21 protein-coding genes are annotated in these 22,706 nt (G+C 59.7%); 13 read left to right on the top strand and 8 right to left on the bottom strand.

Annotation, left to right across the window (positions count from 1 at the left end; genetic code table 11):
• Positions 1 to 102: 102 nt before the first annotated feature.
• Positions 103 to 1,074 carry a PDR/VanB family oxidoreductase gene (locus P3T24_RS22925; RefSeq protein WP_429438062.1) on the bottom strand — a complete coding sequence of 324 codons (972 nt, stop codon included), beginning with the start codon at positions 1,072 to 1,074 and terminating at the stop codon, positions 103 to 105.
• Positions 1,075 to 1,484: 410 nt separating this feature from the next.
• Between P3T24_RS22925 and P3T24_RS22920 the strand changes: the two genes are divergently transcribed.
• Both P3T24_RS22920 and P3T24_RS22915 read left to right on the top strand, forming a co-directional pair.
• Positions 1,485 to 2,264: a DUF4336 domain-containing protein gene (locus P3T24_RS22920; RefSeq protein WP_429438059.1), complete on the top strand. Its 780-nt coding sequence runs from the start codon at positions 1,485 to 1,487 to the stop codon at positions 2,262 to 2,264.
• Between the two features lie 34 nt (positions 2,265 to 2,298).
• A complete protein-coding gene (locus tag P3T24_RS22915; RefSeq protein WP_429438056.1) occupies positions 2,299 to 2,775 on the top strand; it encodes a YybH family protein in 477 nt (158 codons plus the stop codon).
• A 48-nt stretch (positions 2,776 to 2,823) separates the two neighbouring features.
• On the opposite strand, the gene P3T24_RS22910 is transcribed toward P3T24_RS22915, so the two are convergent.
• Positions 2,824 to 3,681, bottom strand: coding sequence for a LysR substrate-binding domain-containing protein (locus P3T24_RS22910; RefSeq protein ID WP_429438053.1), 858 nt, complete (start codon positions 3,679 to 3,681; stop codon positions 2,824 to 2,826).
• Positions 3,682 to 3,775: 94 nt separating this feature from the next.
• On the opposite strand from P3T24_RS22910, the gene P3T24_RS22905 reads away from it, so the two are divergent.
• Both P3T24_RS22905 and P3T24_RS22900 read left to right on the top strand, forming a co-directional pair.
• On the top strand, positions 3,776 to 4,372 hold the full coding sequence (locus P3T24_RS22905; RefSeq protein WP_429438227.1) for a LysE family translocator: 597 nt from the start codon (positions 3,776 to 3,778) through the stop codon (positions 4,370 to 4,372).
• 5 nt (positions 4,373 to 4,377) lie between these two features.
• Positions 4,378 to 4,761: a cupin domain-containing protein gene (locus tag P3T24_RS22900; protein ID WP_429438051.1), complete on the top strand. Its 384-nt coding sequence runs from the start codon at positions 4,378 to 4,380 to the stop codon at positions 4,759 to 4,761.
• A 258-nt stretch (positions 4,762 to 5,019) separates the two neighbouring features.
• Here P3T24_RS22900 and P3T24_RS22895 read toward each other — a convergent pair whose 3' ends face one another.
• The 5 genes from P3T24_RS22895 to P3T24_RS22875 form a co-directional block, all read right to left on the bottom strand.
• Positions 5,020 to 6,021 (bottom strand): transketolase family protein, encoded by a 1,002-nt coding sequence (locus P3T24_RS22895; RefSeq protein ID WP_429438049.1) that lies wholly within the window; start codon positions 6,019 to 6,021, stop codon positions 5,020 to 5,022.
• The gene (locus tag P3T24_RS22890) at positions 6,018 to 6,863 is read right to left on the bottom strand and encodes a transketolase (RefSeq protein WP_429438046.1); all 846 of its coding nucleotides are present in this window, start codon (positions 6,861 to 6,863) and stop codon (positions 6,018 to 6,020) included. The genes P3T24_RS22895 and P3T24_RS22890 overlap by 4 nt, the downstream gene beginning before the upstream one ends.
• Before the next feature lie 40 nt (positions 6,864 to 6,903).
• Positions 6,904 to 8,232: an MFS transporter gene (locus P3T24_RS22885; RefSeq protein WP_429438043.1), complete on the bottom strand. Its 1,329-nt coding sequence runs from the start codon at positions 8,230 to 8,232 to the stop codon at positions 6,904 to 6,906.
• Positions 8,233 to 8,308: 76 nt separating this feature from the next.
• Positions 8,309 to 9,058, bottom strand: coding sequence for an SDR family NAD(P)-dependent oxidoreductase (locus tag P3T24_RS22880; protein ID WP_074264562.1), 750 nt, complete (start codon positions 9,056 to 9,058; stop codon positions 8,309 to 8,311).
• 211 nt (positions 9,059 to 9,269) lie between these two features.
• Positions 9,270 to 10,166, bottom strand: a complete 897-nt coding sequence (locus P3T24_RS22875; protein WP_074264563.1) for a LysR substrate-binding domain-containing protein — start codon at positions 10,164 to 10,166, stop codon at positions 9,270 to 9,272.
• Between the two features lie 419 nt (positions 10,167 to 10,585).
• On the opposite strand from P3T24_RS22875, the gene P3T24_RS22870 reads away from it, so the two are divergent.
• Genes P3T24_RS22870 through P3T24_RS22855 form a run of 4 tightly spaced genes read left to right on the top strand, consistent with a single transcriptional unit; the run spans position 10,586 to position 15,218 of the window.
• Entirely contained in the window at positions 10,586 to 12,139 is a 1,554-nt protein-coding gene (locus P3T24_RS22870; protein ID WP_429438040.1) for an ATP-binding cassette domain-containing protein, read from the top strand.
• Positions 12,140 to 12,179: 40 nt separating this feature from the next.
• The gene (locus P3T24_RS22865; RefSeq protein WP_074264565.1) at positions 12,180 to 13,175 is read left to right on the top strand and encodes an ABC transporter permease; all 996 of its coding nucleotides are present in this window, start codon (positions 12,180 to 12,182) and stop codon (positions 13,173 to 13,175) included.
• Between the two features lie 50 nt (positions 13,176 to 13,225).
• On the top strand, positions 13,226 to 14,236 hold the full coding sequence (locus P3T24_RS22860) for a substrate-binding domain-containing protein (protein ID WP_254368837.1): 1,011 nt from the start codon (positions 13,226 to 13,228) through the stop codon (positions 14,234 to 14,236).
• The gene (locus P3T24_RS22855; protein ID WP_429438036.1) at positions 14,172 to 15,218 is read left to right on the top strand and encodes an amidohydrolase family protein; all 1,047 of its coding nucleotides are present in this window, start codon (positions 14,172 to 14,174) and stop codon (positions 15,216 to 15,218) included. Before P3T24_RS22860 ends, P3T24_RS22855 begins: the two co-directional genes overlap by 65 nt.
• 54 nt (positions 15,219 to 15,272) lie before the next feature.
• Here the strand turns inward: P3T24_RS22855 and P3T24_RS22850 are convergent, their stop codons facing one another.
• Positions 15,273 to 16,517 (bottom strand): ROK family transcriptional regulator, encoded by a 1,245-nt coding sequence (locus P3T24_RS22850; protein ID WP_074264568.1) that lies wholly within the window; start codon positions 16,515 to 16,517, stop codon positions 15,273 to 15,275.
• 168 nt (positions 16,518 to 16,685) lie between these two features.
• On the opposite strand from P3T24_RS22850, the gene P3T24_RS22845 reads away from it, so the two are divergent.
• The 5 genes from P3T24_RS22845 to P3T24_RS22825 all read left to right on the top strand — a co-directional run bounded on the left by P3T24_RS22845 (position 16,686) and on the right by P3T24_RS22825 (position 22,595).
• Complete coding sequence (locus P3T24_RS22845; RefSeq protein ID WP_429438033.1) at positions 16,686 to 17,825, top strand: Gfo/Idh/MocA family protein; 1,140 nt, start codon at positions 16,686 to 16,688, stop codon at positions 17,823 to 17,825.
• Between the two features lie 111 nt (positions 17,826 to 17,936).
• Positions 17,937 to 18,884: a D-allose transporter substrate-binding protein gene (gene alsB, locus P3T24_RS22840; RefSeq protein WP_429405044.1), complete on the top strand. Its 948-nt coding sequence runs from the start codon at positions 17,937 to 17,939 to the stop codon at positions 18,882 to 18,884.
• A 52-nt stretch (positions 18,885 to 18,936) separates the two neighbouring features.
• Complete coding sequence (locus P3T24_RS22835) at positions 18,937 to 20,445, top strand: sugar ABC transporter ATP-binding protein (RefSeq protein WP_429438030.1); 1,509 nt, start codon at positions 18,937 to 18,939, stop codon at positions 20,443 to 20,445.
• A gap of 20 nt (positions 20,446 to 20,465) precedes the next feature.
• The gene (gene alsC, locus P3T24_RS22830) at positions 20,466 to 21,455 is read left to right on the top strand and encodes a D-allose ABC transporter permease (RefSeq protein ID WP_074266071.1); all 990 of its coding nucleotides are present in this window, start codon (positions 20,466 to 20,468) and stop codon (positions 21,453 to 21,455) included.
• 102 nt (positions 21,456 to 21,557) lie between these two features.
• Positions 21,558 to 22,595 carry a hydroxyacid dehydrogenase gene (locus tag P3T24_RS22825; RefSeq protein ID WP_429438028.1) on the top strand — a complete coding sequence of 346 codons (1,038 nt, stop codon included), beginning with the start codon at positions 21,558 to 21,560 and terminating at the stop codon, positions 22,593 to 22,595.
• Positions 22,596 to 22,706: the final 111 nt, after the last annotated feature.

Raw genomic sequence — 22,706 nt, 5'->3', positions numbered from 1 at the left:
GGTCTCGAATGCCGTTTCTCGCTGCCGCTTGCATAGGCGGCCGGCGTGGCGTTACTCGTGGTGCGCGCCTGGTTGGGTGGATTGGCCACGTCGATCGAAAACTCAAAGGTCGAGCACCAGTACCGCCGATTTCGAGCGCGATACGCAGCAGCAAATCACCTTGCCGCTTGCGCGCTCCGCTTTGCTAAGACAATGGTCATGATGCTCCGGCTCTCCGCTCGCGACGTCGACCATGCAGGTGCCGCAGATGCCTTCACCGCACGACGTTTCCACTTCGATGCCGATTTCCGCCAACGCGTCGACGATCGACGTGGATGCATCGACACGCACAGTAACGCCGCTGCTCGCAATCCTGACCTCGAACGTGTCAAGGCCGCTTTCGACATTGCCGGCGGCCACAGGCGCTGCGAAGCGTTCCAGATGAACCGCGTCCTCGCTCAGACGAGTTGAGCCGATCTCGACCACGCGGTCCATGAACGGCGCGGGCCCGCAAGTGTAGAGATGCGTGCCTTCGCGGACGTCGGCGATACATGAGCTCAACACCGCATCCAGTTTGTCACGTTCGACGCCGAAGTGAAACTGCACGTGACCCGCAAATGGTGCGCTCGACAGGAGGGGCAGGAAGGCGGCGTGTTGCTCGCTGCGCGCGAAGTAGTGCAGGATGAACGGGGCATGCTGCCGGACTAGCTGATACGCCATGCTGAGCAAAGGCGTGATACCGATGCCCGCCGCGATCAACACATGGTCGCTGGCGTCGGGACATAACTGGAAAAGATTGCGCGGAGCGCCGATCGTCAGTTCGTTACCGACCTTGACTTCGTCGTGCAGTGAGCGGGAACCCCCTCGCGACTGCGTCTCGCGCTTGACCGCAAAAGTGTGCACATCGTGCCGCGCGGGGTCGCCGCACAGCGAGTACTGGCGTGTGACGCCGGCAGGGCTCGTCACATCGATATGCGCGCCGGGTTCGTAGCGATTGAACGGCAGGCCGTCGATACGCGAGACGCTAAACGAGCGGATGTCGCTTGCTTCGTCGTGAACGGCGTCGACCCGAACGCTGAGTGTGGTTGTTTCCATGGTCTTGCTGGGCGCTTGTGGCGAGAAGTAAGCAGGTCGCACGCAACGCTGCATGCGGTAGTTCGGAAAGCGTAGGGCTATCTGGCGAATCAGGCAAATCGATTAAAAATTGGTTGTTAAATAAGTGCGATGGATATTAAGCGGCAGGGAGGGACACGCAACACTCCCGCATTCCTGATATCTGTCGGCCTAATAACTTGAAATATTTTCGATCGATTTGACCGATATATACGGTGCCTCCACACTGGGTGCACCTTGAATCTGAAGCGATGCTGTCCGGAAGATATGCGCAATGTCTTCAGCAGTACCGTTGCTTTTCCCTAAGGGGATAAAGGATTTACCAGGGGGAGGGTGTGCAAGGATGTGTGCGGTAGAGATGAGGCTGAGGTTCGCGAACGCGGATAGTCGCAGTGAAGGCAGCGTGCAGACTCTTGATCACTCGGGTTAGTACTCGTTTGACGGTAGCGAACGTAACCGTCGAGAATGGTCAGATTTACACATTGTCGGGGGTGGCGCCGGTGCTGCAGGAATTGGCAAAGAATATTTGGACCGCTTCGGTTCATCATTCTTTCATCGGTTTGCACCTCGGCACGCGAATGACTGTGATTCGCCTGTCATCGGGCAAGCTGCTGCTGCATTCGCCCGTCGCGCTCCCAGAGCAGCTTCGCAGTGAGATCGACGCGCTCGGGCCAGTCGCGCATATCGTCTGTCCAAACCTGTTTCACCATATGTACGCGTCAGAAGCAGTGGCCACGTATCCACAGGCACTGCTGCATGGTCCAGTCGCCTTGCAACGCAAGCGCCGGGACCTGCGTTTCGGCGCGACGCTGACGGACCAGCCGCATCCCGAGTGGCGTAACGATCTCGAACTGCTGACGATTGAAGGCTCCATGCTCGGCGAGACGGTGTTTTATCACCCGGCAACGCGCACACTAATCACCTGCGATCTGATCGAGAACTTTCGCGTGTCGCCGCATTGGCTAACGCGCAACTACTTGCGCCTGGGTGGCGTGCTCGGTCACGTCGGCTGGCATCCCCTCCTGCGTCTGGTCTATCGCGACCGCAAGCGGGCTCGCGCCTGTGTGGATCGGCTGCTCGCCTGGCCGTTCGAGCAAGTCGTACTGGCCCATGGCGAGCCGCTGACGGACGATGCTCACGCGCAGGTCCGCGCCGGCTTGGCGTGGCTCTGAACCGGCGTCGCGACCGATTGATTGGAGACCTCCCATGAGCAGATTGCTGCTGGCGATGGCCATCGTGTTAACCGCCGTCGGCGCGGCGACTTCAGCTCGCGCGGACGTGGATTCAGACACGGCCGCCATCACGAATCGGCTGCAGCGTTGGACGGAGGCGTTCAACGCTCGCGATGCTGCAGGGGTCTGCGACCTGTTCGCCCCCGATCTGATTTCGACCGTTCCCGAGGCGCCTGATGGTAGCCGGGACGCGCTCTGCGGGCGGCTAAAGGCTGTGCTGGCAAAACCTGAGTTGCAACTTCACTACGACAGTCCCGATCTTCGCGAGATCATTGTTTCCGGGGATATCGCCATAGTCCGGCTGTTCTGGACACTTACTGCGCAGAAGGGGGGCAAGTCGAGCGTGAGTACCGAAGCGGGGATGGACATTTTCAAACGGCAGCCCGATGGCAAGTGGTCCATTGCCCGGTTCATCTCGTTCAGCGCCACGCCGAACGAAGTGCTTCCGTAAGCAGCCGCTTGCTGCGGCGAAGACTTGTCCCCGAGTTCAGTTCGTCGATTATGAAATCCGCACCAACCGCTCGCGCACATACCGCGCAAACTCCTGCGCAGCAGGTGGCACGACTGACGGCAGGCGCAGATTAATCGAAAAGTTTGGCAAGCCAGGGAGATCATCGTCGCCACTCAGAATCTCGAGGTCGGCGGGGATGGTCGAGGCGAGCCATGCGGTAACAGCCAGGTCGCTGCGTACGGTGGCGGTGGTGGCCTCGAGGGTGCCGCTCTCGAACACGGTGCGCCATTCGATGCCCTGGTCGCGAAGTGCCGCCAGCACCACCGGCCTGAAGCCACAGGAATCGGCGACCATCGAGATAGGCAGCGGCCGTTTCAGATGCGCGTTTCCGCCGCGCGCGCCGACCCACACGAGCTGCTCGACGCGCAGGCATTCGCCGCTCGCCACACCAGCAGTTTCCTCTACGACCGCGAGATCGAGCGAACCGACGTCCATCGCGTCGCTCAGTTCAGGAGACGTTGCGCACACCAGTGATACCTCGACGTTCGGATAAGCCTCGCTGAACGCCTTGAACACCGGTGGAAAGTGCGTTCCGACCAGATCATACGGAACGCCGACCCTGAGCTTGCCGTACACCGGGTGCGCCGTCATGTCGACCCAGATCTCGTCGTTCATGCCGAGCAGGCGCTTCGCCTTGCCGAGAAAACGTTCGCCGACGGGCGATAGTTCGAGCCGGCGCCCGTCGCGCTCGAACAGGACACAATCGAAGGTTTCCTCCAGCCGCTTGATCTGCTGGCTGACCGCGCCTTGCGTCAGATGAAGGATATTCGCCGCGACCGTCATGCTGCCGGTATCGGCCACCGTCACGAACGTGCGGACGAGGGTGATGTCGAGATTCCTGTTCATACAGACATTATGTCCCGTAATGAATGGCATCAGTATTCTTCGTTTCACTAATGCCCAGCGGTTGCCTACACTGCGGTCTCATTTAGGGATCGCCATGCCTGCTCTATCGATCGCACCGCTCGTCCTCTTCGTCACCGTCGCCACGATTTCACCGGGCGGCGCGACAACGCTCGCGACTGCGTCGGGCGCACGCTTCGGGTTCGTCCGTTCCACACCTCTGCTCGCGGGCATTGCGGTAGGGCTCGGCGCGTTGGCAGCGGCGGCGGCAGCCGGCCTGGCGGGCATCCTGCTTGCCGCGCCATTCCTGCAGACCGGCATGAAAACCATCGGCTCTGCTTATCTGCTCTGGCTGGCGATAAAAATCGCGCGTAGTGGGGCGCCTGTGACGAATGACGGCGCTGTTCTGCCGACTACCTTCATCGGCGGTGCCGGCTTACTTTTGCTCAACCCCAAGGCTTGGGCGATGGCGCTGGGGGCAGCGGCGTCGTTCGCCATGTTGGCAGAAGGGCCACTGCATCTCGCGGCACTGCTCGGCGGCGCGTTCGTGTTGGCCGCGTCCGTGTCGTTGTGTCTTTGGTGTGCTGCGGGTGTGCTGCTTGCACGGCTATTGAAGACACCGGCGCAATGGCGGCTTTTGAATGTATCGATGGCGATTTTGCTCGCGGTATCGATCATTCCAATGTGGAGATGAAAAAGATGAACACGATGTTGTTTGCCGAATCCTTTGATCTGCTTTCTGCCTTCGATTCGATACACGAGTTCTGGTCGCCGAAGGTCGTGGCACAGGTCAACGACCAATATGTCAAGGTCGCGAAGGTGCGTGGCGAGCTTGCATGGCACAGCCACGACGGCGAGGACGAACTGTTCTATATCGTGCGCGGCAATCTGCGCATGGAGTATGAGAATGGGCGTGTGGTGCCCCTGGCGCAAGGGAACATGCACGTCGTGCCGCGTGGCGTGCTACACAATCCCGTGGCAGAAGACGAATGCTGGATCGTCCTGATCGAGTCGGTCACGACACGGCACACGGGCAACGTCACTACGCCGCTAACCAGGACGCTCGCGCAGCAACTGGCTTGAGTCGCTGGGGTTGCGCGGCCGGTCGCGTCGACCGGAGCATAATCCGGCGGCGGCTGATCCTGACGCACGCTCAGCCCAAGCTGTTCAGCAGCGCGCCAAGGCATCAGTCGCTCCTCGATGACAGCCCGGATGACCTGCGACCTATGCATCCGAAGCAGGCACTCCTGCCATGAGCAGAGCCAGCGCGCGGTCAATCTGATCCAGAACGGGTGAAGTCGTCGTGGCCAGTACCTGGCGCGCCAGTTCAGCCAAGGTTACTCAGGTCAGCCAGGCTTTGATCGATTCTGCCATTGTAGAGGTCGAAATCCTGTAACGGTCGTGGAGCGTGGGCAGCGCACCGGCAGCGAGGAACGCGTCGGGAAGCCCCACCTGCCTGAATGGGCATGAGACACCCGAGCGCACCAGTTCCGCAGCCACGGCTTCACCCAGACCGCCTATCACGGTGTGATTCTCCGCTACGACGACGAGCCGGCCGGAGCGCCGAGCTTCACGTAGAATTGTCTCTGTGTCGAGCGGCTTGATCGTCGGCACATGAAGAACTCCTACACCGATCCGATCGCGTTCAAGCACCTTGGCTACTTCCAGTGCGCGCATCGTCATGATGCCGGACGAGATGATCAGTACTTCAGCACCGTCGCGCAGCATCTTGGCCTTGCCTAGCTCGAAGGTGTAATCGTACTCGTCGAGTACTGCGGGTACGTTGCCGCGTAACAGGCGCGCATATACCGGTCCTTTGTGCGCCGCCATCGCGGGCACCATTTGCTCGATGTCCAGTGCATCGCATGGATCGATGACGGTTATGTTCGGCATGGCGCGCATCAACGCGAGATCTTCAGCGGCCTGGTGGCTGGGACCGTAGCCCGTCGTCAGCCCAGGCAATGCGCAGACAATCTTCACATCGAGATTGTCTTCGGCGATCGCCTGATGAATGAAGTCATAGGCGCGGCGTGTCGCGAATACCGCGTACGTGGTAACAAACGGTTGCGCACCTTCGTGCGCGAGCCCCGCTGCTGCGCCCATCAGCAACTGCTCCGCCATCCCCATCTGATAGTAGCGCTCAGGAAACGCCTTGCCGAAGATATGCAGGTCCGTATATTTGCCGAGGTCGGCCGTCATGCCGATCACGTTTGTCTTCTGCCGGGCCAACTCCACCAGAGCGTGACCGAAAGGCGCCGAACGCGTGACCTGTCCTTCGCCGGCGATTGACGCAATCATCGCTGACGTTTTCAGGCGCGGCTTGTTCATCGTTGCATTGCTCATGCTTTTCTCCCAGCTTCGAGTGCCTGAAGCGCCAATTGCCATTCATGCTCATCGACGCGGATAAAGTGGTTCTTCTCGCGTTGTTCCAGGAACGGCACGCCACATCCCATACGCGTATCGGCGATGATCATGCGAGGTTGTGCAGCAGGGTGCTGACGGGCCGCTTCGAATGCGGCAGCCACGGCGGCGATGTCGTTGCCGTCGACACGCTGCGTGAACCATCCGAACGCCTGCAGTTTTTCGACGAGGGGTTCGAACGACATGATCTGTGTCGAGGGGCCGTCGGCCTGCTGGTTGTTGACGTCGACGATAGCGATCAGGTTGTCGAGTTTCCAGTGCGCTGCGGACATGATGCCTTCCCAGATCGCACCTTCGTCCAGTTCGCCGTCCGAAAACAGCGTGTACACGAACGATTGCGATCCTTTTCGCTTGAGCCCCAGGCAACGGCCAACCGCGATGGTCAAGCCGTGGCCGAGCGAGCCACCTGACATCTCCATGCCGGGCGTATAACTGGCCATGCCGGACATTGGCAAACGGCTGTCGTCGCTACCGTACGTTTCGAGCTCTTCCTGCGGCAGGATACCTGCCTCGAGCAGCGCGGCATACAACGCGATGGCGTAGTGCCCGTTGGACAGCAGGAAGCGATCGCGGTCGTCCCACTCTGGCTCCTCCGGGCGATATCGCATGGCGCCGAAGTAAGCGACGGCCAGCACATCCGCTATGTCGAGCGCTTGCCCGATATAGCCCTGGCCCTGCACTTCACCCATCAACAGTGCATTCCTGCGGATACGATAAGCGTGTTCGGCAAGAGCCGCCGTGGGCACGTTGGACGGACTGTTCATATGGTCTCCTGTGATCAGTCGGAAAGGGGTGGAAAGAGGCTCAGCGGTTCACTGATTTTGCGGGCACCAGGAAGACGAGGCAGGCTCCCAGTGTGATAGCCAGCGAGATGAAGATCAGCCCCGCGGTCGATTTCCCTGTCAGGTCGTTCAGCCAGCCAACGATGGCCGGGGAGAAGAAGCCTGCGAGATTGGCGATGCAGTTCACGGCTGCGATTCCGGCAGCAGCGGACATGCCGCCGAGTAAAGCCGTCGGTAACGACCAGAACTGAGAGGACGACGCCAGGATGCCGGCTGCCGCGATGCTCAGACAGACGATGGATGCCGGTACGCTGCCAAGTGCAGGCAGTACCGCGAAACCTGCGGCGGCAACCAGCATCGGTATCGCGAGATGCAGCCTTCGTTCGCGGCACCGATCCGCGCTCATTCCCACGAGTGGCAGCGCGATGATGGCGCACAGATAGGGAATCGCGGTGAAGAAGCCTACCCACAGCGGATCGGCCACGCCTGACTTCCGGATGATGGTCGGCAGCCAGAAGGTGAGGCCATACTGGCCCAGCACGACGCAAAAGTAGATTGCCGCCATCAACCACAAACGGCGATCGCCTATGAACGATTTGACTGAAATGTGCGCAATCTTGTGCTGGTTGTCGCTGACGACATTGCGTGCGAGCAGGTTCTTTTCGGACTCCTTTAGCCACTTTGCCTTGGCAATGCTGTCGTCGAGATACAGCAGGATCGCGACACCCAGCACGAGGGAGGGCAACGCTTCAAGAAGGAACAGCCACTTCCAGCCAGCAAGAGACAGGGTGCCCTGAAGCGAGTGCATGATCCAACCCGATAGCGGACCACCGATCATGCCGGCGAGGGGAATCGCCATGAAAAACAGCGATAGGGCCTTGGCCCGGCGTGCGGCCGGAAACCAGTAGGTCAAATAGAGGATCACGCCGGGCGCGAAACCAGCCTCCGCGACGCCAAGCAGAAAACGGAGCACGTAGAAGGCCGTCGGCGATTTGACGAAAATGAAGCAGGCGGAGATCGCCGCCCACGTCAGCATGATCCGGGCGAGCCACTTGCGTGCCCCGACGCGATGCAGAACCAGGTTGCTCGGCACCTCGAACAGGAAATAGCCGAGAAAGAAGATACCCGCGCCCATGCCGTAGACCGTTTCGCTAAAGCGCAGATCATTGAGCATCTGCAGCTTCGCGAAACCAACATTGACCCGGTCGAGATAGGCGCCGAGATAGCACAACATCAGGAACGGGATGAGCCTCCGGCTGACCTTCGCGTAGGTTCTCGACTCGAAGCTGGTCGAGCTTGTCTGTGGCAGGACATCGTCTGCGACGGGCGAAGCGGTGTACTTCGATTTCATGTTTGTCTCCTTCCATGACCTCGGGTTAGCCCGGGTGCCTGGGATGCAACGTCCCTTTCCGCAAGGGACGCCGTCATCAATGAATAAGCATGCCGCCGTTCACATCGAGCGTGATTCCCGTGAGGTAGGTCGAGAGGTCGCTGACCAGAAAGAGGCATGCGTTAGCCACGTCGGCGGCATCGCCGAGCCGGCCAAGGGGAATCCCCTTGAGAATGTCGACCCGCATTTCCGCGGTGAGCTTGTCACCGGTGATATCTGTCTGGATCAGACCCGGTGTGATCGAGTTGACGCGGATACTGTCGGGACCGAACTCGCGGGCCATCGCGCGTGCAAGACCGAGGACACCCGCCTTCGCGGCGCTGTAGTGCGGCCCGCCAAAAATACCTCCTCCCCGCTGGGCCGAGACCGACGACATGCAAACAATGCTGCCGCTTTTCTGTTCTTTCATGACCGGCAGGACCGCTTGCGACATATAGAGCGTGCCGCGCAGATTGACGTCGACGATGGCATCGAAGCCTTCGGCACTGATATCGAGTGTGCGTACCGGCTGCGTGATGCCAGCGTTATTGATGAGGCCGTCGATGCGGCCATACCGTTCGATCGTCGCCTTCGCGGCTGACAAGCACGCGGCCTTATCGGTGACGTCGCAGGCGAGGCCGAGGTGAGGGTCGCCGAGATCGGCCGCGGCCTGCTTTGCGTCTTCTTCGCGCAGGTCGAGGATCACAACGTGCGCGCCCTGTGCAGCGAGGGCCCTGGCGGCTGCTTTGCCGATTCCGCGTGGCGAAGCCGCACCTGTAACGATTACGACCTTGTTCTCGAGCAGCATCGTTGTCTCCTGAGTGTTGATGTGATGGCCGAAGTGTCTACTGCACGGCTGGTCGCATCAACGAGGTACTGCTCAACTGTGCGTGAGAAATTTTCAGGTGACGTGCTGAGGAGCGGGAACCTTGGCGTGACGCCGCATACGCACGGCGTCCGCATTCATCCGGTCGATCCGGGTGCTGGAATACCCTGGTGCTGCAGGAGGAATTCGGGGGCTAGGCGGGACGTTCCATCTGGCCAATCTCCCGCTCGATCCACGCAATGAAACGCGTGACACGCGGCAGTTCTGCGTTTTGAGGTGGGTACACGAGGTGATGCGCGCCCACTTCAACTGCATGCGTACTGTCGAATACCGGCACGAGCGCGCCTTCCTTGATCCGGACAGACGCGAGCATCAGGCTTTCCAGCGCGATGCCCAATCCAAGCGCAGCCGTCTCCAGCGACATGTAGGACCTGTCGAACGAAAAGTCGAAGGTCTTGTGAGCGGCAGACACACCGGTACGCCCAAACCATTGCTTCCACTGCACGAGCGGCGTCTCTGAGTAGATAAGACGATGCTTCAGCAAATCGTCGGGGGTTTCCACGGGGTTGCTTTCCAGATACCGAGGAGAAGCAAGTGGCGCGATAAATTCGCCACGTAGCGTCTTCACTTCCAGATCTCGCCAGTGGGCATAGCCGTGGCGCAAGTCGATGTCGTAATAGCCGCTCGTGAACGATACGTCTTCATACGAGCAGGCCAGATTCAGCTGGATATCCCCGTTGGCTTTCTGAAACGACTCGAGCCGTGGCAGCAGCCACATGAGCCCGAAGCTTGGACTGGAATGCACTCGCAGAATTTCGACATCGGCACGGCTCGATGCGCGCTCGGTTGCGCGACTAAGGTCCGCGAGCGACCCCGTCACATCGGACAGGTAACGCTCGCCAGTAGGCGTCAGCACAAGGCCGCGGCCGGATCGATAGAAGAGAGGTTGGCCGATGATCGACTCGAGATTGCTGACCTGATGGCTTACCGCCGATGCGGTAAGCCCCAATTCTTCAGACGCGCGGTTGACGCTCTTCGTCCTGGCCACGCTCTCAAAAGCGATGATGGCTTTCACCGGTGGAATGCGCATATTGAATTTATTTCAGATGCAGTTGAATGAAACCGCCTTGTTCGCACGCCATCTGCGCTGCCATTCTGTCAACAAGCCGCACAACCTGGGAGCCACAGCGCTCCCGCTGCTGACCCGGCAATTTACAGGGTGGCGACGCGGCAAACCATACACAGACATTGCGCAGTGCAACAACTGCGTAGGAGACAGCAATGAATTATCCGACTTTCCGGCTGAAAGCGCGATCAGTCGACGCACACATAAGGGACCTTGGCTCCGCGCAACTCGCCCGTTGGTTGACCACTTCGACGATTCCGCCAGCATCACGCTAACGCGTCCGTTAGCTATACGTACCTCTTATTACCGCTGCGCTGACAACACTCGTCGCAAGACAAACAAAGTGTGCAGCCTCGCGGGGCAATCGCCGCAGGAGACACCCCATGGCAGAGCAACACTACTTGCTGACAGCGCGCTCGATCATCAAAAGCTTCGGACCCACTAGCGTGCTGAAGGGATTCGATCTTTCGATCGCGCCCGGCGAAGTTCACGCGTTTCTGGGGGGCAACGGCGCGGGCAAATCGACGCTGATCAAGATCATCTCCGGTCAGTTTGAGCGCGACGGTGGTGCGCTTGAATTCGACGGGCAAGCGATCGGTGCATCCGTAGGCGGTCACGTCGCAGCGGGCACGATCGCGGTGGTCAATCAGGAACTGGCGCTTCTGCCGCATCTGTCCGTGGCCGAGAACATCGCCATGCCGCGGCTGCGTCGTGGTACGGCGAAATACAGCGAACGCGCGGCAATGGGCATCGCGATCGAAGCGCTTTCGCTGATCGATCCACACTTCGCGCGCGAATCGGCGGCGAGACCGGTCAGTGGCTTGACGTTGCACGAGCGACAACTGGTGGAGATAGCCCGTGCGCTGGAATCTGGTGCGAAGCTGTTGTTGCTCGACGAGCCCACTGCGAATCTGACCGCTGCGGAAACGGGCCGCCTGTTTTCGGTGATACGCCGGCTGATTGCCGACACCGGCCTCGCCGTGCTGTTCGTATCCCATCGCATGCGCGAGATTCGCCAGATTGCGGACGTCTGCACCATTATCCGTGACGGCAAGACCGCGGTCGACCGCATCGCACTGGATGCGATCACAGACCGTGAGATCGTCGAATGCATGGGGCAAAACGTCGTGGTGGAAGAAGCGCCGGCGAATTTCATAGAGGTGGCGAACCAGCGGAGCTCAAACGAAGCACTGGCGCAAGATGGCGATGACAACGCGCCGGTCGCGCATGCTGCTGCCGGCGGCACGCTTCGCATCGAGCGAGACGGCGTGGCAATTGAAGTTCCGGGAGGCGCAATTATCGGCCTTGCGGGTGCGCCAGTTGGTCCGTCGTCGCTGATCGATGCGCTGACCGGTATCACACCCGCGGGCGCATGGACTATCACACGAGATGGTACCCGCGTCAGTTATTCGCATCCCTCAGCCGGTGCGCGCGATGGCGTCGGATTCGTGTCGGGGGATCGCTCGAACAAGGGCATCCTCGCCACTCTGCCGATTGTGGACAACCTCGTTGCGGCAGCGCGTGTCGTCAACCGACGCAATGTCGTGGGACGCGCCGAAATTGCACAGAGCGCGCAACTACTCGAAGCGCTGAAGATCCGCGCGGGCTCGCTTTGGGATCTGCCCGCTACGTTGAGCGGCGGCACCCAGCAAAAACTGCTGATTGCCCGCTGGCTGTTGCTGAGTCCGAAGCTGCTGGTGCTCGAGGAGCCGACGCGCGGCGTCGACATCCGCACGAAGCGCGAGATCTACACGCTGATTCGAAAGATGGCGGAGCAGGGAACCACGGTCGTCTGGTGGTCCACCGAATACATCGAGCTGGTCGAACTATGCGACACCGTGCTCGCTTTCGATCTCGACGGTAAGCCAACCGAGGTTCTGCGGCACGCCGACGTCAATGAAACTCAGCTCGCCACCGCAACAGGCATGGCCGCCTAGGCTCGGTTGGTGAAAGAACGATATCTACCTGGAGACAGTCATGAAATCAGTCACTCATTCGATCGCGGAGGGGCACGTGCGGCAAGGCGGCACGGGTCGTCGCCTGTTCTCGGCGTATCGCACCGAGATTGCTATTGCGATTGCGATCATCGTGATCGAACTCGCGGTCGGCATGATCGTCCCGGCGGCACTGTCCGGCGGCAATATATCCAATGTTACGCAAGCGGCCGCACCGCTCGTCATCATGGCATTCGGCGTGCTGCTCGTGATCATTACGGGCGGCATCGATCTGTCAGTGGGTTCGGTGTTTTCGCTTACCGGTATGGTCACCGGTCTTGTCATGGCGCACGGTTACGGTGCGATCGTCAGTAGTCTTGCCGGATTGTCGGTAGGTCTCCTTATCGGCGCCATTAACGGTGCGCTCGTTACATTCGTTGGACTTGCGCCATTCGTCGTAACGCTCAGCACCTATGCGATTGCGGGCAGTCTCTCATTCATCGTGACGGATGGCCATTCGTTGCCCATCTCCAACCCCGACTACTGGCTGCTGAATTCGGGAACGCTGATTCCCGGCCTACCCAATTACGCTTTGTGGTGCGTGCTACTGCTCATCGCCATCGAGTTCAGTCTGCGCAAGATCGTCGCGGGCCGGTGGCTGTATGCCATCGGCAGCAGCAGTTCTTCGGCACGCGTCATCGGGATTCCCGTCAATCGCGTACGGCTCGGTGCCTATCTGCTTTCGGGACTGTTCGCTTCGTTCGCAAGCATAGTCAGCGTGTCATACATCAGCAACGCGGAAGCCACAGCAGGGTCGAGCCTGATGTTGCAGGCGATCGCAGCGGTCGTCATTGGCGGTGCGAGTCTCTTTGGCGGCACCGGTTCGGCGATTGGCGCGCTGCTCGGTGCGCTGATGATCACGATCATTCAGAACGGCGCGAACCTCATTGGCGTCAACAGCTTCTGGCAAGGCACCGTGACCGGTGTCGTGATTCTCGTTGCGGTCCTCGTGGACCGCGTAACCAAAGCCCGGCGTTAGGCACGGGTTCACTCACGCTAGCAGTCAAGGAGACAATGATGGATAAGCGCGTGTCAAAATCAGGAAGCGGGTTTTCGGGCAAGCCGCTCGCAAGGTTTATTGCAGCATCGGCACTGACGCTCGCCGCGGGACTCGCGTCGCAGATGTCGGTCGCGCAGGACAAGCAAACCATCGCGTATATCGCGCCGTCGCTGGACATTTCGTACTGGCAATGGGTTGCCTATGGCGTCAAGCAAAGGGCACAGGAGCTGGGCATGAACTACGTGGAGTTCACGTCCGAGAATTCGCCGGCCAGGCAGATGGACAATGTTCGCACCGCATTGACACGCGGAGTCAGCGCAATCGTGATGGGACCGGTCAGTTCGACCAGTACGCCTCCCGTGCTGCGGCTGCTGAAGTCAAAGTCCGTGCCGGTGGCATTTGCGGGTATTGGGCCGCAGGCCGGTGAAACTGACTACACGTCAGCTGTGACCGCGAACAACTACGACACCGGCAAAGCCGAGGGTGCGTACGTCTGCAAGCTCGCGAAGGATCGAGGCAGCAACAAGGTGGCGGTGCTATCGTTGCCGCAGGACCGGGAAAATGCGCAGAAATACATGAAGGGCGCCCAGGAGTCGTTCAAGAGCGGTGGCTGTGACGTTGCGCAGGTACTCGAGACCCACGGGCTGACCGTCAACGAGGCAGTCCAGCAGGCCAACGACGTTCTCACGGCGCATCCTGATGTCAAGGCAATCTACGGCATGTATGACGAAGCCGCCACCGGCGCTGCGAAGGCGCTGCAGACGCGCGGCAGCGTCGGCAAGGTAGCGGTGGTCACGGCAGACGGCAGCCCGACGACGATCAAGCTGCTGCGCGATGGGCAGATCCAGGGTATCTACTTGCAGGAGGCCGTAGGACAGGGGATCGATGCGACTACACAGGTCTTCAATGCGCTGAATCACAAGCCGACCACTCAGGAACTGGCGCTCAAGGAACCCCTCGTGACGAAGGAGACGATTGACCAGCCGGACGCACAGGCAACCGTCAAAAGGGTCTATCCGCCGTCAGCGGGTCAATACTAATGCTTCAGCAGGACGCGCCGCGGATCCGTCGCTCGCATTTCGCGAGCGGCGCTTCAACGCCGACCGACCTCATACGGAAGACACCATGGACAATCTGCCCATCATCGACCCACATCATCATCTTTACGATCTCAGGACCGGTACCTACCCCTGGCTGCAGGGGCCGATGCTCAAGCGCGTATTCGGTGATTACACCGCTATTCGCAAGGACTATCTGATCGACGACTTCCTGGCCGACATCAGGAATCAGAACGTCGTGAAGACGGTTCATCTTCAGGTCGAGTACGATCACAACGACCCGGTCGCGGAAACGCGTTGGCTTCAGAGCGTCGCCGACGTGCACGGCTATCCGCACGGTATCGTCGGATTCGCGGACCTGTCAGCACCGAAAGCGCAGGCCGTGATCGAAGAGCACTGCCAGTATGCGAACGTACGCGGTATTCGCCAATGCCTGAACTTCCACCGCGATCCGGTGAAGACGTTTATCGAGAACCCTCGCCTGATGAGCGATCCACAATGGCGTAAAGGGTATGCGCTGCTCAAACGTCACAATTTGTCCTTCGACCTGCAGCTTTACTACACCCAGATGGAAGATGCGCTGGCGCTGGCGCGCGACTTTCCGGATACACCGATGGTGCTCAACCACACCGGCATGCCGGTTGACCGGACGCCGGAAGAGATCGAGGGCTGGAAGCAGGGCATGAGGTCGCTCGCATCGGCTCAGAATGTTTTCTGCAAGATATCCGGACTGGGGATGGGCGACTGGAAATGGACGGTTGACAGCATCCGCCCATTTGTTCTGCATGCGATCGAGGCGTTCGGTGCGGATCGCTGTATGTTTGCGAGCAATTTCCCGGTCGACAAGCTTTTTAGCAGTTACGACGCAGTCTTCGATGCATTCGAGGAGATCACGAAAGAATTCTCTTCCGACGAGCGGCGCGCGCTGTTCCACGACAATGCAGAACGGGTGTACAGGCTCTGAAGTTCGTCAAATTGCTATGTCGGTCATCGATCGCCCACCGAAAGCCGGAATGGGCTATCGGTTGGTTATGCCGTCCAGAATGGACGCGATGCACTGAGGCGCAAGGGCATGTTCGATACCAAGCACAGTGCCACCGATGGCACCTGCATACTGATTCAGCGCGGTATTCTCAATCAGAAGGCTGCGTGTAGCCAGTGGCAACGCGCGCCGGTAGACGACTGCGCGCACACCGGCCAGCAGATCGTCGCTGATGCGTGCCATGCGGCCACCCAGTACGATCGCGGCGGGGTTAAACATATGCACGACCATTGCGATGACCTCGCCAATTTCCGCTGCAGCTTCCCGCACCAGTCTGATCGCGTGACGGTCGCCTGCACGTACGAGCCGCACCAGATCGTCGATAGTGTCCGCGCCCGCGTCGGGTAACTGGCGCAGGCTGCGCAACACGGCCGTTGTAGAAGCAACCGCTTCTACACAACCGATGTTGCCGCATCCGCAGATCACATCGTCTCGTCCTGGAACGCGGATATGGCCGATGTCGCCCGCGGATCCGTCTGCGCCGCGATGCAGACTTCCGTCCGCTGTGACAACACCGCAGCCGATCCCGGTCGATACCTTTGCAAACAGCAAGGGCGACTGGCCGGCCGGACGTGTGCGCGCCTCGCCGAGTGCCATGAGATTCACGTCGTTGTCCACCAGCACCGCCGCCTTAAGGCGTGCCTGCAGATACTCGGACACAGGAAATTCGTCCCAGCCAGGCATGATAGGTGGCCGTACACAGACACCCCGCCCGAAATCGACCGGGCTTGGCAACCCCACCACTACGCTACGTATGGCGAGATCGGCGAGATGATGCTCGGCAAGCATCTGCCGGAACCTTTCGATCACGAGATCGAGTACCGGCTCCGGACCTAGCGCGATGTCAACGCTGAAGACCGTTTCGGCGAGTCTGCGTTGCGCGAGGTCGGAGATCACGAGGCGACCGTGTGTCGCGCCCATGTCGGCAACCAGTACGAGTCCTGCACGCGGATTGAGTACGAGCATCGTGCCGGGCCGTCCGCGGCTCGCAGCGCCCGCTGCCTGTTCCTTGACGAGTCCCGCATCGATCAAGGGCTGGGCCAGTTGCGAAATGGTTGATCGCGCAAACCCCGTAAGACGCGCGAGGTCCGCCCGGCTGACACCCTGAGACGAAGCAATGAGTTGCGCGAGCTTGCTGTGGACTTCGTACTCCTCGAGCCGGAAGGCGCGATCGAAGGTAGCCAGCCGAGAAGGCAGGGAAGAGAGTGTGCGGTCGGTCATGAGCGGTCCTGTTTGCAGCGAGCTTACTTTCTCCGATCCGACGCAGCAAGGCCCCGTTGCATCCCCCATAGACGCAGTATTTATGTCGGCAATCGAATTAAATAATACAAATTGTCGCCTGTTCCCTTCACTCGATATCGTGCTTCCGTGAACAAAACGGAGAATCGAATGACGGAGTCGCTTCACGTCGCGATCATCGGCGCGGGCATGATGGGGGCGGTGCATACGCGCGCGGCGCGGCTCGCCGGAGCCACCGTATGCGGTATAGCCGCATCGAGCGAAGCCAGTGCAGTGGAGGCATCGGCGCGGCATGCTATCCCACGGGCGTATCGGTCAGCGGTTGAAGCAATCGAAGATCGCGCCGTGGATGTCGTGCACATCTGCACGCCGAATGCGAGCCATTTTCAGCTGGCGCTTGCGGCACTCGAAGCCGGCAAGCACGTGGTCTGCGAGAAGCCCCTCGCTACCACTGAACGTGATGCATCCGCGCTTGTTGTTGCGGCGCGCAAAAGCGGTCGCGTTGCGACGATTCCCTTTGTCTATCGTTACCATCCGATGGTGCGTGAAGCGCGCGCACTGGTTCAGGACGGAACTGTCGGCGCATTGCAACTGATCCACGGCAGCTATCTGCAGGACTGGCTTCTTGGCGCATCCGATACGAACTGGCGCGTCGATTCAGCCCAAGGTGGTGCGTCTCGCGCGTTTGCCGACATCGGATCCCACTGGTGCGATCTGATCGAATGGGTGAGCGGAGAGCGTTTTGCATCGGTCGCTGCGACCTTGCAAACCACTGTGGCGAGGCGCCCGACGCATACGGCGCGTACTTTCTCATCTGGCTCAGAGAGCACGGATAGCAAATCTGCCGCGACCGAAGCAGTGGTGACCGAAGACGTGGCGGGTGCGTTACTGCGTACGGCGAATGGCGTCCTCGCCACGTTGACCATCAGTCAGGTCTCAGCCGGACGCAAGAATCGGCTTTGGTTCGAAATCGACGGGGCACGCGCGAGCATCACCTTCGATCAGGAAGAACCCGAGCGGCTCTGGGTCGGTGCACGCGACGAAAGCCGGTTGCTGGTACGTGACCCTTCGCGCGGCAGCGCCGAACAACGTCGGCTCGCGACCTTGCCAGCCGGTCACTCACAAGGTTACGCCCAATGCTTTGAGGCATTCGTCGCCGACACCTACGCGACCATTCGTGGCGAGACGTGCATCGGTCTGCCAACTTTTGAGGATGGCTGGCGCTCGGCACGCATCGTCGAAGCAGCGCTCGCGTCGAGTCGAGAGGGACATTGGCAGGCCATCCATTAGTGCGTCAGGCGTCAACTCCCGCGCAAGACAGGAAACCCATGCAACAAAACACGCGGTACGGCTTTTTGTACCGAATAACGACCGCCTATGCGGCACATCAGGAGACGCAGAATGAATACGAAAAAACGCAACCTTCTTACGGCTGGCGCTGCAGCACTGGCCATCACGCTAACCGCCTGGACCCCTGCACACGCGGCTGACATCGCTATCGTGCTTAAGACCTTGTCGAACCCCTATTGGGTAGCAATGCGCGATGGTGTGCTCAAGGAAGCGAAATCCAAAGGCGTTACAGTGGACGTGTTCGCTGGCAATAGCGAGGACGATATTCAGGGGCAACAGCGGATTCTCGAAGACGCGCTGAACAAGAGCTACAAAGCCATCGGTGTGGCACCGATCACAGCGGTAAGTCTGGTTCAATCCGTTGCCAATGCAACGAAGAAGGGCATCTATGTCGTCAATATCGACGAAAAGATTGACCCGGGCCAGCTGAAAGCTGCAGGCGGCTCGGTCCTGGCCTTCATCGCGACCGACAACGTCGCACTCGGCAACAAGGCGGGCAACTTTATTGTCCAGAAGCTGGGCGCAGCGGGTGGCAAGGTTGCAATCGTTGAAGGTAAGGCCGGCAATGTGACGGGAGACGCGCGTCGTGACGGCGCAAAACAGGCTTTCGCAAAAGCTGCGAACGTGACGGTAGTTGCCAGTCAACCGGCCGACTGGGACCGCTCGAAAGCGCTCGACGTGGCGACCAATATTCTGCAACGGAATCCGGACCTGAAGGCGATTTACGCGGCCAACGACACGATGGCCCTTGGCGCGGTGCAGGCAGTCAAGAACGGCGACAAGCTTGGCAAGGTGATTGTCGTGGGCACCGATGGCGTACCTGAGGCGATCGATTCGGTAAAGCACGGTGAGCTGACTGCGACCGTTGCCCAGGATTCTGAAGCGATGGGTGCGAAGGCAGTCGACCTGCTGCTTGACGCCTTGAAAACGAAGCCCGCGATCAGCGCCGATACCGCACCGACCTTTTTCCCGATCGAATCGCACCTGGTGACCAAATGAGTCTCGCGTGGCGCCAGCGCGCGCCACGCTTCAGTCGCGGAGCGAAGTGAAGATGAACGAAGTTCTGGTGGAAGTGCGCGGTGTGTCGAAGGTATTTCCTGGCACAGTGGCGCTCAAGGACGTCAGCTTCGACGTCAGGGCTGGCGAAGTGCATGTGCTTCTGGGTGAAAACGGTGCGGGCAAGTCGACCTTGATGAAGCTGCTGAGCGGAATCTACGAGCCGACGTCGGGCAAGATCGTCGCAGGCGGTGTGGAGTACACGAAGCTTTCGCCGACGCTGTCCACTGAGCTCGGCATTTGCCTGATCTATCAGGAGCTAAGTGTTATCGACTATCTCAGCATCGAGGAAAATCTGTTCGTCGGGCGAATTCCAACTATACGACGCCTGGGCATTGCGGTGGTTGACCGTCGAACGATGCAACGCAAGGCGCGCGACGTATTGGCACGCGTCGGCCTCGAGCGTGACCCGAATACGCTCGTGGGCGACCTCAGCATCTCCGAGAAGCAGCAGGTGGAAATCGCCAAGGCGCTGGCCAGCGAAGCGCGTTTGATCATCATGGACGAACCTACTTCGTCACTGACCGACACTGAGGTCGGCCGGCTTTTCGAAGTGATTGCTGAACTGAAGCGCCATGGTGTTGGCATAGTCTATATCTCGCACAAGCTAAAGGAGATTCCGATAATCGGAGATCGCGTGACGGTGCTAAAGGACGGACGTTACGTGGGTACATACGACGCCAGGGCCACCTCGACCGAGCGTCTTGTCTCGCTGATGGTGGGGCGCGAAATCGTCCATGGACGGCCGGGCGACGCAACGAGAGCCGCTGAAATCGTGTTCTCTGTGCGCAGTCTGTCCTCTTGTGATGGCAGGGTACGCGACGTCTCATTCGACGTACATCGCGGGGAGATCCTCGGCTTTGCCGGATTGATGGGGTCGGGCCGCAGCGAATTGATGGAGACCATTTTCGGGGTGCGTAGCAAGTCAGGCGGTCGCATGGCGCTGAACGGGCGCGACATTGTGGTTGATTCCCCGTATCAGGCGGTCAAGCAGGGGCTCGCTTTCGTTACGGAAGACCGCCGCGCGACGGGCTTCTTTCACAATCTGAGCATCGAAGAGAACATCTTCATCGCGCCTGCGTTACGCAGCACACGACGTGCGTTGTCGCTCGGCCGGATCGACCTTGGGCGGCAGCGTGAGCTTGGACTGATTTACAAGGATCGCTTACGGATTCGCTGCGCCACGCCGACTCAAAACATCACCGAACTCTCCGGGGGAAATCAGCAGAAAGCGATTATCGCAAAGTGGCTCGCGGCGCAAAGTGATCTGTTTATCTTCGATGAACCGACGCGTGGGATCGACATTGGCGCGAAGTCCGAGATTTACGCAATCATGCGCACGCTCGCCAACGAGGGTAGAGCGATCCTGATGGTGTCGTCGGAGCTGCCGGAATTGATCGCGGTGTGTGATCGCATTGCAGTCTATCGCGACGGCACGGTGGCCGACACCCTTGTCAATGCCGACGCTACTGAGGAATCGATCATGAAGATCGCCACGTCATGAACAAACGGGAAGGGGACAAAATGAACCAGTCGAACACCTCGGGCTTGCCGCTCGAACGCGCGTCGCGGCGCGACTTCGCAAGCCTGTGGCAGAGCTACGGCACCTTCGGCATTCTGGTGCTCCTGCTGATTTTCTGCAGCATTGCCTCACCGCAGTACTTCCTGGCCCGGGAAAATCTCGTGCAGGTATTGCTGCAAAGCGCTGTGATGGTGTTGCTCGCTTGCGGCGTGTTTTTTACGATTCTGATCGCTGGAATCGATCTTTCGGTAGGGTCGGTACTGGCGCTCTCCGGCATGGTGATGGCCAAGCTGATGATGGCTGGAATGCCTGTCTGGCTGGCGGTACTGATCGGAGGTGTCGGCGTGGGCGCACTGCTGGGCGCTGTCAATGGCGCGCTGGTCAATCTCACGCAATTGCACCCCTTCATCATCACGCTCGGCACTGCGGCGATCTATCGTGGAGTCACGCTGATCATTTCCGATTCGCGTTCAGTATTCGGTTTTGATCGAGGGTTTGGCGACGTCGTTGCAGGACGTGCGTTCGGTGTACCCGTGCCGATTATCATCGCCGCTGCAGTTGCCGGTTTCCTGTTCTTCATCACGCGATATACGAAACTCGGGCGTAACCTCTATGCGCTTGGCGGCAACGCGCAGGCAGCGTTCTATTCCGGAATCAGCGTCAAACTGCACACGCTCGTCGTATTCGTTATTTCAGGCTCGTGCGCGGGTATTGCCGGCATTGTCACGACCGCGCGAACTGGGGCAGCCGAGCCCAATGCGGGGATAGGGTTCGAAACCTTCGCCATCGCCTCGGCGATCATCGGCGGCACCAGCTTTTTCGGCGGGCGTGGGCAAATCGCAGGCGTAGTGATTGGCGGGCTGATTATCGGCGTTATCAATAACATCCTGAACATCATGAATGTCGAGTCTTATTACCAGCAGATCGTGATGGGTGTACTGATCATCGCGGCGGTAACGGCCGATAAGCTTTTCACGCGCCGCAGGCGCTAGCCCGTCGCCTTTGTTCGAGTGCGTGATCAGTATTGCAGATTGTCCGTGTGATAACGCGGATTGGCGATACACGCGAACTACAGTTGTTTTTGTGGAGTTTCCATGAATCAGGCAGTCAAGTCCATGCGACTTTTCATTGCACCGGCGCCGCGCGCGGTCGCGGATATCTTTAGTGCTTCCGATCTTGCGCGGCTGCGCGACCTCGGTGAGGTCTACCTCCACGAAGATGGCGTCGTCGACGATGCAATCTTCGACGCACATGTGGTGCAGGCCGATATTGTCGTCGGCCAGTTCGATCTTCCTGTTGACCGGTTGAACCGGATGAAGAATCTGCGGGCCATTGTCAACGTGGAGGGTAACTTCCTGCCGAACGTCGACTATGCCCAGTGTTTCCGGCAGGGTGTCCGGGTCCTGAACGTGAGTCCCGTCTTCGCTGAGCCGGTAGCTGAGGCGGCGCTTGGCATGGCGATCGACCTGGCGCGTGGCATAAGCCAGGCGGACCGGCGCTTTCGCCACAATAGCGAGCAGTATGGCCTTGAGGCAAACCGTGACGCGTTTTCTCTCTACGAAGCACCCATAGGTTTCATCGGCATGGGCGATCTGGGACGCGCGATCTTGCCACTCGTCGCTCCCTTTCGCGGAACGGTGCGCGCATTTGATCCCTGGCTGCCAGCGGCCTACATCGAGTCGTTGGGTTGCCAACCAGCGACGCTCGAGGATGTGCTGCGTGAGTCGCAGGTCGTTTTCGTAGTAGCTGGCGTAACGTCGCAAAATCAGGGCTTTCTGACACGCGAGCAGTTCATGTCCATGAGACCTGGCTCCGCATTTGTCCTCGTGAGTCGTGCTGGTGTGGTCGATTTCGATGCGATGCTCGACGTCGCCGGGCAGGGCCACATCCGGGTGGCAACCGACGTATTTCCTGTTGAACCATTGCCGAAAAATCACCGCGCACGTTCGCTGGACAACGTGCTGCTATCGCCACATCAGGCCGGAGCGCTTGACGCGGTGCTTCGCGAGATAGGCCGCAGGGCGCTGGCCGATATCGAACTGATCGCGCGTGGACTACCGCCAGTGATGTGCAAGATTGCGCAGCCGGAGACGGTGGGTCTGATGCGCAGCAAGCCAATCGAAAAGAGCTAGGACCGGTTGATGATTGGTGATATCTCTCATTTTCTGGCAACGCCTGACGAGAGCCGGCGGTCGCGACGGTCTCTGCGATGGATCTGCTTTCGTGGCTGGCAGGCGCTCGTT

Source organism: Paraburkholderia sp. GAS33 (assembly GCF_050436645.1).
In the GTDB taxonomy this organism is placed as follows: Bacteria; Pseudomonadota; Gammaproteobacteria; order Burkholderiales; family Burkholderiaceae; genus Paraburkholderia; species Paraburkholderia phenazinium_B.
The sequence above is the reverse complement of the archived record's forward strand: the minus strand, read 5'-3'. Positions and strand labels throughout refer to the sequence as shown.

Excerpts from the sequence above, each read along its gene's own strand:
- P3T24_RS22925 (WP_429438062.1), bottom strand. The coding sequence starts at position 1,074 with ATGGAAACAACCACACTCAGCGTTCGGGTCGACGCCGTTCACGACGAA.
- P3T24_RS22915 (WP_429438056.1), top strand. The coding sequence starts at position 2,299 with ATGAGCAGATTGCTGCTGGCGATGGCCATCGTGTTAACCGCCGTCGGC.
- P3T24_RS22910 (WP_429438053.1), bottom strand. The coding sequence starts at position 3,681 with ATGAACAGGAATCTCGACATCACCCTCGTCCGCACGTTCGTGACGGTG.
- P3T24_RS22905 (WP_429438227.1), top strand. The coding sequence starts at position 3,776 with ATGCCTGCTCTATCGATCGCACCGCTCGTCCTCTTCGTCACCGTCGCC.
- P3T24_RS22900 (WP_429438051.1), top strand. The coding sequence starts at position 4,378 with ATGAACACGATGTTGTTTGCCGAATCCTTTGATCTGCTTTCTGCCTTC.
- P3T24_RS22895 (WP_429438049.1), bottom strand. The coding sequence starts at position 6,021 with ATGAGCAATGCAACGATGAACAAGCCGCGCCTGAAAACGTCAGCGATG.
- P3T24_RS22890 (WP_429438046.1), bottom strand. The coding sequence starts at position 6,863 with ATGAACAGTCCGTCCAACGTGCCCACGGCGGCTCTTGCCGAACACGCT.
- P3T24_RS22885 (WP_429438043.1), bottom strand. The coding sequence starts at position 8,232 with ATGAAATCGAAGTACACCGCTTCGCCCGTCGCAGACGATGTCCTGCCA.
- P3T24_RS22880 (WP_074264562.1), bottom strand. The coding sequence starts at position 9,058 with ATGCTGCTCGAGAACAAGGTCGTAATCGTTACAGGTGCGGCTTCGCCA.
- P3T24_RS22875 (WP_074264563.1), bottom strand. The coding sequence starts at position 10,166 with ATGCGCATTCCACCGGTGAAAGCCATCATCGCTTTTGAGAGCGTGGCC.
- P3T24_RS22870 (WP_429438040.1), top strand. The coding sequence starts at position 10,586 with ATGGCAGAGCAACACTACTTGCTGACAGCGCGCTCGATCATCAAAAGC.
- P3T24_RS22865 (WP_074264565.1), top strand. The coding sequence starts at position 12,180 with ATGAAATCAGTCACTCATTCGATCGCGGAGGGGCACGTGCGGCAAGGC.
- P3T24_RS22850 (WP_074264568.1), bottom strand. The coding sequence starts at position 16,517 with ATGACCGACCGCACACTCTCTTCCCTGCCTTCTCGGCTGGCTACCTTC.
- P3T24_RS22845 (WP_429438033.1), top strand. The coding sequence starts at position 16,686 with ATGACGGAGTCGCTTCACGTCGCGATCATCGGCGCGGGCATGATGGGG.
- alsB (WP_429405044.1), top strand. The coding sequence starts at position 17,937 with ATGAATACGAAAAAACGCAACCTTCTTACGGCTGGCGCTGCAGCACTG.
- P3T24_RS22835 (WP_429438030.1), top strand. The coding sequence starts at position 18,937 with ATGAACGAAGTTCTGGTGGAAGTGCGCGGTGTGTCGAAGGTATTTCCT.
- alsC (WP_074266071.1), top strand. The coding sequence starts at position 20,466 with ATGAACCAGTCGAACACCTCGGGCTTGCCGCTCGAACGCGCGTCGCGG.
- P3T24_RS22825 (WP_429438028.1), top strand. The coding sequence starts at position 21,558 with ATGAATCAGGCAGTCAAGTCCATGCGACTTTTCATTGCACCGGCGCCG.